The sequence below is a fragment of the Yimella lutea genome (assembly GCF_006715095.1).
Taxonomy (GTDB): Bacteria; Actinomycetota; Actinomycetes; order Actinomycetales; family Dermatophilaceae; genus Yimella; species Yimella lutea.
The window spans coordinates 442,289-454,788 of record NZ_VFMO01000001.1 but is presented as its reverse complement, the minus strand read 5'-3'; the positions used below and the strand labels follow the sequence as shown (position 1 = coordinate 454,788).

Here is a 12,500-nt window from a genome sequence, read left to right as displayed (position 1 = left end):
CACCACGGCGGATTCCGGTCAGCGTTCTGTTCACCTGACTCAGGCCAGCAATACGACCTTGCCGGTGACCGTGCGGGTCTCCAGCGACTTCAGCGCCTCGGCTGCCTGCTTGAGGGGGTAGGTGTCGCCCACGATGGGCTTCAGGACGCCGCTCTCCAGGTGCGGGCGCAGCGCCTCCCACTCCTTGGCGATGTGCCCCGGACGCGTCAACGCGTACGCACCCCAGCCGACGCCGACGACCGAGATGTTGTTCAGCAGAAGGCGATTCACCTTCACCTCGGGAATCGAACCGGCGGTGAATCCGATGACCAGGATGCGTCCGTCGTCCTTCAGGCAACGAAGCGAGTCGGTGAAGCGGTCACCGCCCACTGGGTCGACGACGACGTCGGCCGACTTGCCGACCGCGTCCTTGAATCCCTCGGCGAGCACGTACTCGTCCGCGCCGGCCTGCTTGGCGACCTCACCCCTGGCATCGGTCGAGACGACCGCGATCACTCGTCCGGCGCCGAAGGCCTTGGCGACCTGGATGGACGCGGTGCCGATGCCGCCGGCGGCGCCGTGCACCAGGACGGTCTCACCCTCGGCGAGCTGCCCGCGTTCGACGAGTCCGAAGTAGGCGGTGCAGTAGTTGAACAGGAAGGACGCGCCTTCCTCGAAACCGACCGAGTCGGGCAGCTTGAAGGTCATCAACGGGTCGGCGGCGACCTTCTGCGCGAACCCGCCGAGCAGCGGGAGCGCTGCCACGCGGTCGCCCTGGGACAAGCCGCTCCCTTCGGGGGCGGACTCGACGATGCCGGCGACCTCGGCGCCCGGGACGAAGGGCGTTTCCGGCTTCATCTGGTAGAGGCCACGGGTCTGCAGGAGTTCGGGGAAGGCGACGCCGGCCGCCTTCACGTCGATGACGACCTTGTCGTCGCCGGACGGGTCGGGCAGCTCGTTGAATTCGAGGGCGTCGGGTCCGTCGAGGGTGGTGATCTGAATGGCCTTCATGGTCTTCCTTCGTGAATGTCGTTGTGGGACCTGATTGCTGCTGAAGTCGCTTCGTTCGCGCACGAGGTTTCGGCGCAGGCTGATTCCTTCGTCATCAGCCTGGCTCAACCAGCGGGATTGTCGGTATCAGCCTGGCTCAACCAACCGGATCGTCGGTATCAGCCTGGCTCAACCAACCGGATCGTCGGTATCAGCCTGGCTCAACCAGCGCGATTGTCGGCGTCGGTCGGGCTCAACCAGCGCGATCGTCGGCACTGGGCGACTCGGCCGGCGTGGGGCAGACCGCCGGTCGAGTAGTGAGGGAGGGCTACCGACCGAGCGCGATCGAGACCTGGTGCGGAACACGGTCACCTGTACGTGGGCATGGTGAGGCCGAGGGCGTTGGTCCAGAGTCTCGTGGCGGTGGTGACCAGCGCGTCGACCGGGGTGTTGTCGTCGAACAGGTAGGAGTCGTTCGCCAGGCGGGAGACCATGCCCGAGAGCGCGGTGGCCGCGATCCGGGCGTCCAGCTCGGCGTCCGCGAGGCCGCGTTTCTGCAGGTCACGGATCGCGCGGGTGTTGCGGTCGATGAACGCGTCCGCCCTCGCTTTACGCAGATCGCGGAAACGCGGGTCGACCGAGGCCACCTGCCCGAGCAACTGGTTCAGCCGCGCGTTACGTGAAAACGCTTCGAAATAGGCCCGATTGCTCTCGGCGATGATCGCCACCGGGTCGTCGGCCGGGGCGATGCGTCCGGTGCCGGGGTGCAGCATGTCGGCCTGAGCCTCGTGCAGCACCGCCGCGAACACTTCGTCCTTGCCGTCGAACCAGGTGTAGAACGTGCCGATCGAACACTGCGCCTCGGCCACGATGTCGACCAGGCGCGAGTCGACGTACCCGTCGCGTTCGAAGACGGTGCGGGCCGCACGGACGAGGTTATCCCGCGTCCGGCGGCCGCGCGGTGTCTGCGGTTGGACGCCGACCATCGACGGGTCGACCAGCGCCGGCAACGAGGCCGAGCGCGCCGCGGTCACGACTTCTTGCCCCAGTTGGCGTCGCGGCGACGCAGTTCCTGGCGGGCGATCGTCATCTTGTGCACCTCGTCCGGGCCATCGGCCAGACGCAGGGTGCGCATGTGGGCGTACATCTTCGCCAGCGGGAAGTCGTCGCTCACGCCGCCGCCGCCGTGCACCTGGATCGCGCGGTCGATGACCTTGAGCGCGACGTTCGGTGCGACGACCTTGATCGCGGAGATCTCGGTGCGGGCGCCCTTGTTGCCGACGGTGTCCATCAGGTACGCCGCCTTCAGGGTGAGCAGGCGGGCCATCTCGATCTCCATGCGCGACTCGGCGATCCAGTCCTGGATGTTGGAGCGGTTGGCGATCGGCTGACCGAAGGTGACGCGCGACTGGGCGCGGTCGATCATCAGGTCGAGGGCGCGCTCGGCGACACCGATTGCCCTCATGCAGTGGTGAATTCGGCCCGGACCGAGACGTGCCTGACTGATCATGAAGCCGTCACCCTCACCGGCCAGCAGCGCCGACTTCGGGACGCGGACGTCCTCGAAGATGACCTCGGCGTGACCCTCGCGGTCCTGGTAGCCGAAGACCGGCAGGCCGCGGACGACCTTCACACCGGGGGTGTCGAGCGGGACGACCATCATCGACTGCTGGCGGTGCTTCTCGGCCGACGGATCGGTCTTGCCCATCACGATGAGGACCTTGCAGTTCTTGTGCAGGGCGTTGGAGGTCCACCACTTGCGGCCGTTGATGACGTACTCGTCACCGTCGGCAACCATCTGCGTCTCGATGTTGGTGGCGTCCGAGCTGGCGACGGCCGGCTCGGTCATCGCGAAGGCCGAGGCGATCTTGCCGTCGAGGAGCGGCTTGAGCCACTTCTCCTTGTGCTCGTCGGTGCCGAAGAGAGTCAGCACCTCCATGTTGCCGGTGTCGGGCGCGTTGCAGTTCGTCGCCTCAGGTGCGAGCTCGATGCTGCGTCCCATGACCTCGGCGAGGTGCGCGTAGTCGAGGTTCGACAGGCCGGGGCCCCACTCCTTGTGCGGGTGGAACAGGTTCCACAGACCGCGGTCGCGTGCCTCGGCCTTGAGGTCCTCCAGCACCTGCGGGTGGTGGTTGACGTCGCCGGACGTCACCATCTGCTCGTGGTACACGCTCTCGGCCGGGTAGACGTACTCGTCCATGAAGGACAGCAACTTCTCCCGGTACTCCTGGCCGCGCTCACTGGGTTCGAACATGGTTCGCCTCTCGTCGGTGGTTTCCTCCAGTCTTACCTGAATCCGGATTCAGGTTCAAGGTGGCGGCTGGAATCAGGTGGATGATCTCCGGGCTTCTCGAGCTGTGTGGTTGCGTCCCAGCGACCCTCACCTGGTCTCGATCGCGGCACTCCGCTGACGCTCCGCACCTACTCGACCACCTTGGAGACCTCGTCCACCGGCGTGGGAGACCTCGATCTGTTGGCGGCCGTGCTCTACGAGCGCTATACGACGAAGGGCGGATCCTCAAGAGGATCCGCCCTTCGGTCTTCGCGTGCGCGAGGGGGGAGTTGAACCCCCACGCCCTTTCGGGCACACGGACCTGAACCGTGCGCGTCTGCCTATTCCGCCACTCGCGCGAGACCACCCAAGTTTGCCTTGTCGAGGTCCCTGACACAAATCGAGTTGTTTCCCGTCCGGGTGAGCACTCTCACACTGGCTACTCACAACTGTGGAGAACAGTGTGGATAAGTGGGGAGAACATGTTGAGACATGTGTAACGGTCGCCTGTTCAACCGGTGTCCGGCGCGGGCTGGTGGGCGGATGGGTGGGAGGTACCTGTGGAGATCGGTCAGATGAGTTCGCGGCAGGCACGGACGAAGGAGCTACGGACGCGCGTTACGCCGAGGTACGCGTCTGTACTCCGTCGTAACGCGCGATCGTCGCGCTTTCGTGCGTGAATTCCGGGCAACGTGTCAGGATCGGGCGCATGGATCCGGTCATCGGGGTAGTGCTGTGCATCCTCATCGTCGTTGCCGTCGTGTTCGGGCTGAAGGCTCTGAACGCCAAGAACTCGAAGGTTCCGGTCTTCGACGGGGTGGCTCCGGGAGTGATTCCGGCCAACCCGGACGCGCACCCGACGCAATTCGTGTCGTCCAAGAACCTTTTGCCCAACCCGCCGCCGCCCAGGTTCGAGCCGCCGGAGCGAATCCTGTCGTGGATGACCGGCGCGCTCGGGCCGAAGGGAGTCGGCGGACGTGACTTCGGCGCCCTCGTCGTCGACCTGGCCGTGGCCGGGTACATCCGCATCGACAAGGACCCGAATGCAGACCAGTCGCGCCGGCGTTCGAACACCGACTGGAATCTGACCCGTACGAACAAAGACGCGAGCCAGCTGGTCGGCGCCCCGCACGAACTCATGCTGATGGCGTTTCCGCAGGGCAACCCGGGCGACGCCACCGCGATGGACGCCCTCAGCCGGCGTGCCCGTGCAGGCGTCGGTCAGATCGTCCGCGACTGCATGAACAAGGACGCCGACGTGGCCATCGGCGCCGGGAACCGGTTCGAGCGTCACCCGATCCGGACGGCGCTGCAGGCGCAGACCGACCAGTTCCACCAGTACCTCAAGACCGCCGAGGCCGACCAGATCCGTGTAGAGCAGGCCGCTTCGATCTTCAGCCGCTATCTGCCGTGGGCCATCGCGCTCGGTGAGGCCGAGCACTGGGCGAAGGTCTTCAAGGACGTCGCCCGCAACGCCGGGATCGGTGACGGCAGCGTCGGGGCGACGGACGCCGTCATCCTCAGCACCTGGGGGACGGACCTCGCGTGGTTCGGCGGCGTGGACTTCGGTGGCTTCGGGGACGGTGGGTTCGACGGCGGGTTCTTCGACAGCGGGTTCGACGGGTTCGGCGACTCGATCGGTGGACTGACCGACGGCATCGGCGACTTCGGTTCGTCGATGGACTCGTTCGGTGGAGACATCGGTGGCGGCTCGGGCGGGTCGGACGGTGGCTCGTCCGGTGGGGGTTGGAGCAGCTGCTCGAGTGGAGCCAGTTGTGGAAGTTCGAGCTCGTGCAGCGGGTCGAGCTGCGGTGGCGGCGGGGGCTGCGGCGGCGGGAGCTGAGGTCGTCCGGGTCGAGTGGCTGGGTATTCGTTCGTCGTGACGTGGTCTCGATCTTTTCGACACGACGCTCGTGTGGTGGCTGGTCGTTCGTCCTCGCACTGGTGTCGGCGCCTGCGGGCAGTGTCGAAGCCGCGGGGCAACACGGAAACTGATGGGAACCCGCCAATCGTTGGTGCCCTCGTTACGATGACGTGACTGCCGCGCGGGCTCGACTCGTGGATCACAGCAGTCACACGCATCACAGGCCGGGACCGCCGCGACAAGGAGGGCGACCACATGGGCTTGTTCGACAAGCTCGAAAAGCGCCTCGAGTCCGGGGTGAACAGTGCGTTCGCCAAGGCGTTCCGCGCCGAGGTCCAGCCGGTCGAGCTCGCGAGCGCGATGCGCCGGGCCATGGACGACCGCGCCACCAGCGCCGGCAAGAACAAGCGTCCGATCGTGCCGAACATGTTCGACATCGAGCTCAGCAGCACCGACCACGAACACCTCACCGCCTACCAGGCCGCGCTGGTCGATGAGTTGAAGGCGAGCGCCGCCGAGCACGCCGAGACGCAGCGGTACACCCCGGGCGGGCCGCTCACGGTCAACTTCACCGAGAACGACGCGCTCGAGACGGGCGTGTTCAAGGTGCGTCCCTCGATCGCTCGCCAGGCGGTGCAGCAACCCGATCCGGAGCCCCTGCATGAGGCGCCGACCGACGCTCCCGAGCCGGAGCCGAGTCGTAAGCCGGCCGGCGGGTTCGCCCTTCCGGGTATGCGGCGCCGCAAGCACGATCCCGAGTTCGACGATCGCAGCGCAGCCGTCACCCACCGCGCGGGTGGGGCGCACGACACCTACACCGGCCGGTCGCACGAGGACGCCGACGACCGGGACGTGGACTCCAACGACAGGGCCCAGGACGCCCACGGCTGGGAAGAAGAAGAGGACGAGTTCGGCCACGCCTTCGTCCGACGCAACCAGTCGGATCACCAGGACCAGTACGAACAGCCCGCGGAGTACTACGAGGAGCAGCCCGAGCGTCCGGCGCCGTGGACCCCCAGTCCGGCCGCGCCGCGCAGCTACCGGCAGCGTCCCTACCTCGACATCGACGGCGACCGCTACCCGCTGATGGGCGCGATCACCATCATCGGCCGCGACGACGACGTCGACATCGTGCTCGACGACAGCGGAGTCTCGCGGCGGCACAGCGAAGTTCGGGTCACGAACGACGGTCCGCACCTGGTAGCGAGCTTGTCCGACCTGGGCTCCACGAACGGCACGTTCCTCAACGGCGAACGGGTCACCAGCGTCCACCTCGACGAGGGCGACCGCATCACGGTCGGCCGCACGTCGATCATCTTCCGGCAGGGCAAACGTCGATGAGCGAATTGACCATCACCGCAATCCGATTGGGACTGCTGGCGTTGTTGTGGGCCTTCGTGTTCAGCATCGTCGGCGTCCTGCGCGGTGACCTGTACGGCGCCCGCACGGTCACCCGCGGCGCCTCGCGTCCCGTCGCCGCACCGGCGGCCGGACGCGCCCCCAAGCGGCGCGGCCCCACCCACCTGGCCGTGGTCGACGGGCACATGCGCGGCATCACCGTGCCGCTGACCGAGAACGGCGTGCTCATCGGTCGCAACCCCGAGTGCAGCCTGGTGCTGTCGGACGAGTTCGCCAGCGGCCGGCACGCGCGCGTGTACCCCGAAGGCGACCAGTGGTTCGTCGACGACCTCGGATCCACCAACGGTACTTTCGTCGGCCCGCAGCGCATCGGCGAACACGTGCCGTTGCACGAGGGATCCCACATCCGGATCGGCACCACGGTGCTCGAAGTCAGGAAGTAAGACATGCCCATCGCCTTGCGCTTCGCTGCCCGGTCGAATCTGGGCCTGGGGTCCAAGACCCGCAACGAGGACTCCGCGTTCGCCTCCCCTGACCTGCTCGTCCTCGCCGACGGCATGGGCGGACACGCCGCCGGCGACACCGCGAGCGCGACCGTCGTCGCCGAACTGATGACTCTCGACGGCGAGTCGTGGGGCGCGGACGAGGCCGCCCACCAGTTGCGCCAGGCCGTGCGCCGGGCCAACGACCGGTTGCGGCAGATGATGGACACCGACCTCGACACCGAGGGCATGGGCACCACGCTCATCGCGTTCATCCGCTCCGGCACGAAGCTGGCCATGGCCAACATCGGCGACAGCCGCGCCTACCTCGTCCGCGACGGCGTGTTCACCCAGCTGACCAAGGACCACTCGTTCGTGCAGGCGCTGCTGGACGAGGGCCGTATCACCCCCGAAGAGGCCGAGCACCACCCGCAGCGCTCGATGGTCACCCGGGTGCTGACCGGACGCGAGGACGACGACCCGGACATCTCCATGCGCGAGGCGCAGCGTGGCGACCGGTTGCTGATCTGCTCCGACGGGTTGTCGGACTACGTGGCGCGTTCGACGATCGAGGGCATCATGACCTCGCCGGGTTCGCCCGGCGACATCGCCGACCGGCTGATCGAGATCGCGCTGAAGGCGTCCACCCGCGACAACGTGACGGTCGTCGTGGCCGAGGTCGTCGACGGCAAGGACCCGATCTCCAGCACCCCGCAGATCGTCGGCGCAGCCGCCGACCGGGCGATCGGTCACGAGGACGACGAGACACAGGAACAACCGCAGGAACCCCGCACCCCGGCCGAGAAGGCGGCAGCGCTGCAGCGGGAGACCGCGCGGCAGCCCGCGCCCCCGCAGCCGGTCCACCCGGACGACGACTACGACGACGGTGGTGAAACCCACGGCCTGCCGCAGTTGGCCGAGGAGAAGCCGAACAAGGGCGGCAAGCTGCGCTGGTTCGGTCTCGGCGCGGTGCTGATCGCGATGGCCGTCGCCGGCGCGCTGCTCGGTTACAACTGGACGCAGAGTCAGTACTACGTGGGAGCAAACAGCGGGAAGGTCGCGATCTTCAAGGGCGTGCCGCAGGACCTCGGTCCGGTGCGCCTGTCGAGCATCGAGTCGACGACGAACCTCCAGGTCAAGGACCTGCCGGGCTTCTACCGCGACAAGGTCAACAACACGATGACCGCCAAGGACAAGGCCGACGCCCAGCGCGTCGTCGCCGACCTGCAGAAGCAGCTCGAGCGCTGCAAGGCCGACACGTCCGGGAGCAACTGCGCGTCGTGACCGTCACCGGCCAGAATCCCCGCACCCGCCGCGGCACCGAACTGGTGCTGCTGATCTTTGCGATCGCGGTGGTGCTGTTGGCGTACGCCAATGTGGGGCTGGCGATGGAGGGCAGCCTGCCCGTCGATCTGCTGCCGATCGGTGGCGGATTCGCAGTGATCGCAATCGTTTTCCACCTCGTGCTGCGGTGGAAGGCGGCGTACGCCGACCCGACGTTGCTGCCGATCGCGACCCTGCTCAACGGTCTCGGCCTGGTGATGATCCACCGGCTCGACCTCAACTCCTCCAAGACCAACGGACTGCTGGAGGGTTCGGCGCTTCGTCAGCTGGTCTGGAGCGCGGTCGCCATCGGTGCGGCGATCGCGCTGCTGTTCGTGATCAGCGACCACCGCCGGCTGCGGCGCTACACCTTCACCTTCGGCCTGGCCGGCATCGTCCTGCTGATGATGCCGCTGCTGCCCGTCATCGGACGCAACATCAACGGCAACCGCATCTGGATCGGGCTGGGACCGTTCAGTTTCCAGCCCGGTGAGATCGCCAAGCTGTGCGCGGTCGTCTTCTTCGCCTCCTACCTGGTGCAGACCCGGGACGCGTTGTCGCTGGTCGGCAAGCGCGTCCTCGGCTTCCCGCTGCCGCGCGCCCGCGACCTGGGCCCGATCATCGTCGCCTGGCTCGCCTCGCTGGCGGTGCTGGTGTTCGAGTCCGACCTCGGTACCTCGCTGCTGTTCTTCGGGCTTTTCGTCGCGATGCTCTACATCGCCACCGAGCGCCGCTCGTGGATCATCATCGGTCTGGGGATGTTCCTGCTCGGCTGCTTCGTCGCCTACCAACTGTTCGCCCACTTCCAGGTGCGCGTGCAACTGTGGCTCGACCCGTTCACCGAGGGCCTGTCCGACCAGAACGCCAAGGGCCTGATGGGTATGGCCAGCGGCGGTCTCACCGGTACCGGCCTGGGCAAAGGCCACCCGGAGATCACCTACTTCGCGAACTCCGACTTCATCTTCGCCAGCTTCGGCGAGGAACTCGGCCTCATCGGGGTCATGGCGATCCTCATGCTCTACGGCCTGTTCGTCGAACGCGGACTTCGCACCGCGCTCGCCGCCCGCGACGGCTTCGGCAAGCTGCTCGCGTCCGGCCTCGCGTTCTCGATCGCGTTGCAGTGCTTCGTGGTCATCGGCGGGGTCACCCGCGTCATTCCGCTCACCGGACAGACCACACCGTTCCTCGCAGCCGGCGGGTCGTCGTTGCTGGCCAACTGGATGCTCGTGGCACTGTTGCTGCGGATCAGTGACCAGGCACGACGTCCGATGTTCGAGTCGAAGGACGTCTCGGACGAGATGACGCAGGCGGTGAGGATTCGATGAATACTCCGATCCGGCGGCTGTCGTTCGTGGTGATGGCAATGTTCGCGGCGCTGCTCCTCGCGAGCACGATGATCCAGTTCGTCCAGGCGAAGAGTTACAACGAGAAGCCCGGCAACCGGCGTGCGTTGCTGAAGTCGTACGCCAAGGAACGCGGCTCGATCCTGGTCGACGGCAACGCGGTCGCGGTCAGCAAGCCGGTCGACAACGACTTCAAGTGGCAGCGCAGTTACCCGCAGGGGTCGACGTACGCCGCCGCCACCGGCTATTTCTCCTTCATCTACGGCACGAGCGGCGTCGAGCGCGGGTACAACGACCTGCTGTCGGGCAGCTCGGACAAGTTGTTCTACCGGCAGTTGCCCGAGATCCTCACCGGCAAGGAGCCGCAGGGAGCCAGCGTCGACCTGACGATCCGGGCCAAGGTGCAGCAGGCCGCCCGCAACGCACTGGGCAACCAGCGCGGCGCCGTCATCGCGATGGACCCCAAGACCGGGGCGATCCTGGCAATGGTCACCAGCCCGACGTACGACCCCAACCTGTTGTCGACGCACGACCTGAACGCGGTACAGGACAACTGGAAGCAGCTGACCACGGCGAAGAACCAGCCGATGATCAACCGGGTCATCGGCGGCAACCTCTACCCGCCCGGCTCCACGTTCAAGCTCGTCACCGCCGCCGCTGCCCTGGAATCGGGCAAGTACAAGCCGGATTCCGAGCTCGACGCACCGGCCGCGATCAAGCTGCCCGGCGTCGTCCGGCCGCTGCCGAACGTCACCGGACGCGCGTGCGGCCCGAACGACAGGACGACACTCGAGCACGCGATCGAGATCAGCTGCAACACCGCGTTCGCCGGTCTGGGCATGGACCTCGGGCAGGACAAGGTGCGTCAGCAGGCGACGAAGTTCGGGTTCGGCCAGCAGTTGACGATCCCGATGAACGTCACCCCCTCCACCTTCCCCGGCAACCTGCAACAGGCGCAGTTGGCGCAGTCCTCGATCGGACAGTTCGACGTGCGCGCCACCCCGCTGCAGATGGCGATGGTCTCGGCCGGGATCGCCAACGGCGGCAAGGTCATGCGTCCTTACCTGGTGCAGACCGTGCGCGACAAGAACCTCGACGTCGTGCAGTCGACCGACCCGTCGGTTTTCTCCGACGCGATCGGAAGCGACGTCGCGACCCAGTTGAAGGACATGATGAAGAAGGTCGTCGACACCGGAACCGGTCGGCGAGCGCAGATCCCGAATGTGGAGGTTGCAGGAAAAACCGGAACGGCCGAGACCGCTCCGGGCGTCAACGCCGATGTGTGGTTCACCGGGTTCGCCCCGGCGAACGACCCGAAGGTGGTCGTGGCGGTCGTCGTCGAAGACGGTGGAACAGCAGGACAGGAAGCATCCGGAGGATCGGTCGCAGCACCGATCGCAAAGGCAGTGATGGAAGCGGTGGTCAATTAATGAACCGAACCGGAGACGTACTGGGGGGACGGTACGAGCTCACCGACCGCATCGCCGCGGGCGGCATGGGTGAGGTGTGGAAAGCCACCGACCAGGTGCTCGGGCGCACGGTCGCGCTCAAGCTGCTCAAGGACGGGCTGACCGACGAGATCGGCTTCACCGAGCGGTTCCGCAACGAGGCCCGACTGTCGGCGGCGCTGACCCACGGCAACGTGGCGCAGGTGTACGACTACGGCGAGGACGACGGCACCGCCTACCTGGTGATGGAGTACGTCCCGGGCATGCCACTGTCCAAGATCATCGCCGAGAACGCACCGATCTCGGCCGCCGACACCGCCGGGCTGCTGGCGCAGGCAGCGTCCGCGCTGCAGGCCGCGCACCGCAGCGGGTTGATCCACCGTGACGTGAAACCGGCGAACATGCTGGTCACCGCCGACGGCATCGTGAAGCTCACCGACTTCGGTATCGCCCGCGCGATCGGGTCGGCCGCGATGACCAAGACCGGTGAGGTGATGGGCACCGCGCAATACCTCGCCCCCGAGGCCGCGCTCGGCCACGAGGTCACCGGCCTGGTCGACGTGTACGCACTCGGCATCATCGCCTACGAGATGGTCACCGGACGCCGTCCGTTCGAGTCCGACAGCCCCGTCACCCTGGCGCTCGCACACGTCAACCAAACGCCGCCGCAGATGCCGCAGGAAGTGCCGCCGCCGGTGCGCGCGATCATCCTCGCGACGCTGGAGAAGAACCCGGCGCTGCGCCCGGACTCGGCCGCGGAGTTCTCCCGCGCCCTGCGTCAGTCCGTGGTCGACTCCACCCGGATGGGCTTCGACCCGAACAAGCGGGCACCCAAGCAGACCCCGGGCGGCCAAGCCGGATCGTCCGGCCCGCACTCACCTCAGAACTCTCCCCACCCGGGCCCGGCATCCGGTCCGCACTCGGGCGGCTCCGGACCACAGCACGGCAACATCGGCGGCCCGCTTCCCGGACGCCAGGAGGTCTCGCACCACCCGGCACCCACCGGGCCGTCGGCTCCGCCGTCCGGTCACCCGGCAGCAGCCGGTTTCAAGGGCGACCCGAGCGGTCCCAACGCGCCGACGTCCGGGCCGCAGGCAAGCACGTCGGGTCCGAACAACACCTCGAGGTTCGCGGCGTCGTCCCCGGCGACGCTTAAGGACAAGCGGCTGCAGCCGTCCAGCGGCGGGTCGTCGACCGTCACGAACAACAACAACAACGACGACTTCGCCGGGCTCGGCATCTCCAAGAGCCTGTTCATGAAGATCCTCGGCGGTGTGGTGGCGCTGCTGCTGCTCATCGTCGTCCTCGTCGTGGTACTCAACCAGGGCGGCAAGGTCACTCCGCCGAAAAACCCCACCGAGACACAGCAGCAACAGCAGAACGACAACAACGACGACGGCAACAGCGAGACCCCCAGCGACCAAGGGAACATCAACTAGC

Annotated in this window: 10 protein-coding genes and 1 tRNA gene; 7 read left to right on the top strand and 4 right to left on the bottom strand. The window is 67.0% G+C overall.

The annotated features are described in order from the left end of the window. Positions 1–39: 39 nt before the first annotated feature. The 4 genes from FB459_RS02135 to FB459_RS02120 form a co-directional block, all read right to left on the bottom strand. Positions 40–990 carry an NADPH:quinone oxidoreductase family protein gene (locus FB459_RS02135; RefSeq protein WP_141927301.1) on the bottom strand — a complete coding sequence of 317 codons (951 nt, stop codon included), beginning with the start codon at positions 988–990 and terminating at the stop codon, positions 40–42. A gap of 347 nt (positions 991–1,337) precedes the next feature. Next, a complete protein-coding gene (locus FB459_RS02130) occupies positions 1,338–2,003 on the bottom strand; it encodes a TetR/AcrR family transcriptional regulator (protein ID WP_239702767.1) in 666 nt (221 codons plus the stop codon). Continuing rightward, complete coding sequence (locus tag FB459_RS02125) at positions 2,000–3,223, bottom strand: acyl-CoA dehydrogenase family protein (RefSeq protein ID WP_129627736.1); 1,224 nt, start codon at positions 3,221–3,223, stop codon at positions 2,000–2,002. The genes FB459_RS02130 and FB459_RS02125 overlap by 4 nt, the downstream gene beginning before the upstream one ends. A 293-nt stretch (positions 3,224–3,516) precedes the next feature. Then, positions 3,517–3,600: transfer RNA gene (locus tag FB459_RS02120), tRNA-Leu, on the bottom strand. Between the two features lie 350 nt (positions 3,601–3,950). Between FB459_RS02120 and FB459_RS02115 the strand changes: the two genes are divergently transcribed. The 7 genes from FB459_RS02115 (at position 3,951) to FB459_RS02080 (ending at position 12,499) form a co-directional block, all read left to right on the top strand. Continuing rightward, a complete protein-coding gene (locus tag FB459_RS02115; protein WP_141927300.1) occupies positions 3,951–5,084 on the top strand; it encodes a DUF2207 domain-containing protein in 1,134 nt (377 codons plus the stop codon). 276 nt (positions 5,085–5,360) lie between these two features. Continuing rightward, positions 5,361–6,446, top strand: coding sequence for an FHA domain-containing protein (locus tag FB459_RS17680; protein WP_246092284.1), 1,086 nt, complete (start codon positions 5,361–5,363; stop codon positions 6,444–6,446). Beyond that, positions 6,443–6,907 (top strand): FHA domain-containing protein FhaB/FipA, encoded by a 465-nt coding sequence (locus FB459_RS02100; protein WP_129626442.1) that lies wholly within the window; start codon positions 6,443–6,445, stop codon positions 6,905–6,907. The genes FB459_RS17680 and FB459_RS02100 overlap by 4 nt, the downstream gene beginning before the upstream one ends. 3 nt (positions 6,908–6,910) lie before the next feature. Next, entirely contained in the window at positions 6,911–8,230 is a 1,320-nt protein-coding gene (locus FB459_RS02095) for a PP2C family protein-serine/threonine phosphatase (RefSeq protein WP_141927299.1), read from the top strand. Next, positions 8,218–9,594 carry an FtsW/RodA/SpoVE family cell cycle protein gene (locus FB459_RS02090; RefSeq protein WP_425472368.1) on the top strand — a complete coding sequence of 459 codons (1,377 nt, stop codon included), beginning with the start codon at positions 8,218–8,220 and terminating at the stop codon, positions 9,592–9,594. The genes FB459_RS02095 and FB459_RS02090 overlap by 13 nt, the downstream gene beginning before the upstream one ends. Next, the gene (locus FB459_RS02085) at positions 9,591–11,042 is read left to right on the top strand and encodes a peptidoglycan D,D-transpeptidase FtsI family protein (RefSeq protein ID WP_141927298.1); all 1,452 of its coding nucleotides are present in this window, start codon (positions 9,591–9,593) and stop codon (positions 11,040–11,042) included. The genes FB459_RS02090 and FB459_RS02085 overlap by 4 nt, the downstream gene beginning before the upstream one ends. Beyond that, a complete protein-coding gene (locus FB459_RS02080; protein ID WP_141927297.1) occupies positions 11,042–12,499 on the top strand; it encodes a serine/threonine-protein kinase in 1,458 nt (485 codons plus the stop codon). The genes FB459_RS02085 and FB459_RS02080 overlap by 1 nt, the downstream gene beginning before the upstream one ends. Position 12,500 lies beyond the last annotated feature (1 nt).

Bases quoted from the DNA above. Each gene is read 5' to 3' on its own strand.
- FB459_RS02135 (WP_141927301.1), bottom strand. From the start codon at position 990: ATGAAGGCCATTCAGATCACCACCCTCGACGGACCCGACGCCCTCGAA.
- FB459_RS02085 (WP_141927298.1), top strand. From the start codon at position 9,591: ATGAATACTCCGATCCGGCGGCTGTCGTTCGTGGTGATGGCAATGTTC.
- FB459_RS02125 (WP_129627736.1), bottom strand. From the start codon at position 3,223: ATGTTCGAACCCAGTGAGCGCGGCCAGGAGTACCGGGAGAAGTTGCTG.
- FB459_RS02100 (WP_129626442.1), top strand. From the start codon at position 6,443: ATGAGCGAATTGACCATCACCGCAATCCGATTGGGACTGCTGGCGTTG.
- FB459_RS17680 (WP_246092284.1), top strand. From the start codon at position 5,361: ATGGGCTTGTTCGACAAGCTCGAAAAGCGCCTCGAGTCCGGGGTGAAC.
- FB459_RS02080 (WP_141927297.1), top strand. From the start codon at position 11,042: ATGAACCGAACCGGAGACGTACTGGGGGGACGGTACGAGCTCACCGAC.
- FB459_RS02115 (WP_141927300.1), top strand. From the start codon at position 3,951: ATGGATCCGGTCATCGGGGTAGTGCTGTGCATCCTCATCGTCGTTGCC.
- FB459_RS02095 (WP_141927299.1), top strand. From the start codon at position 6,911: ATGCCCATCGCCTTGCGCTTCGCTGCCCGGTCGAATCTGGGCCTGGGG.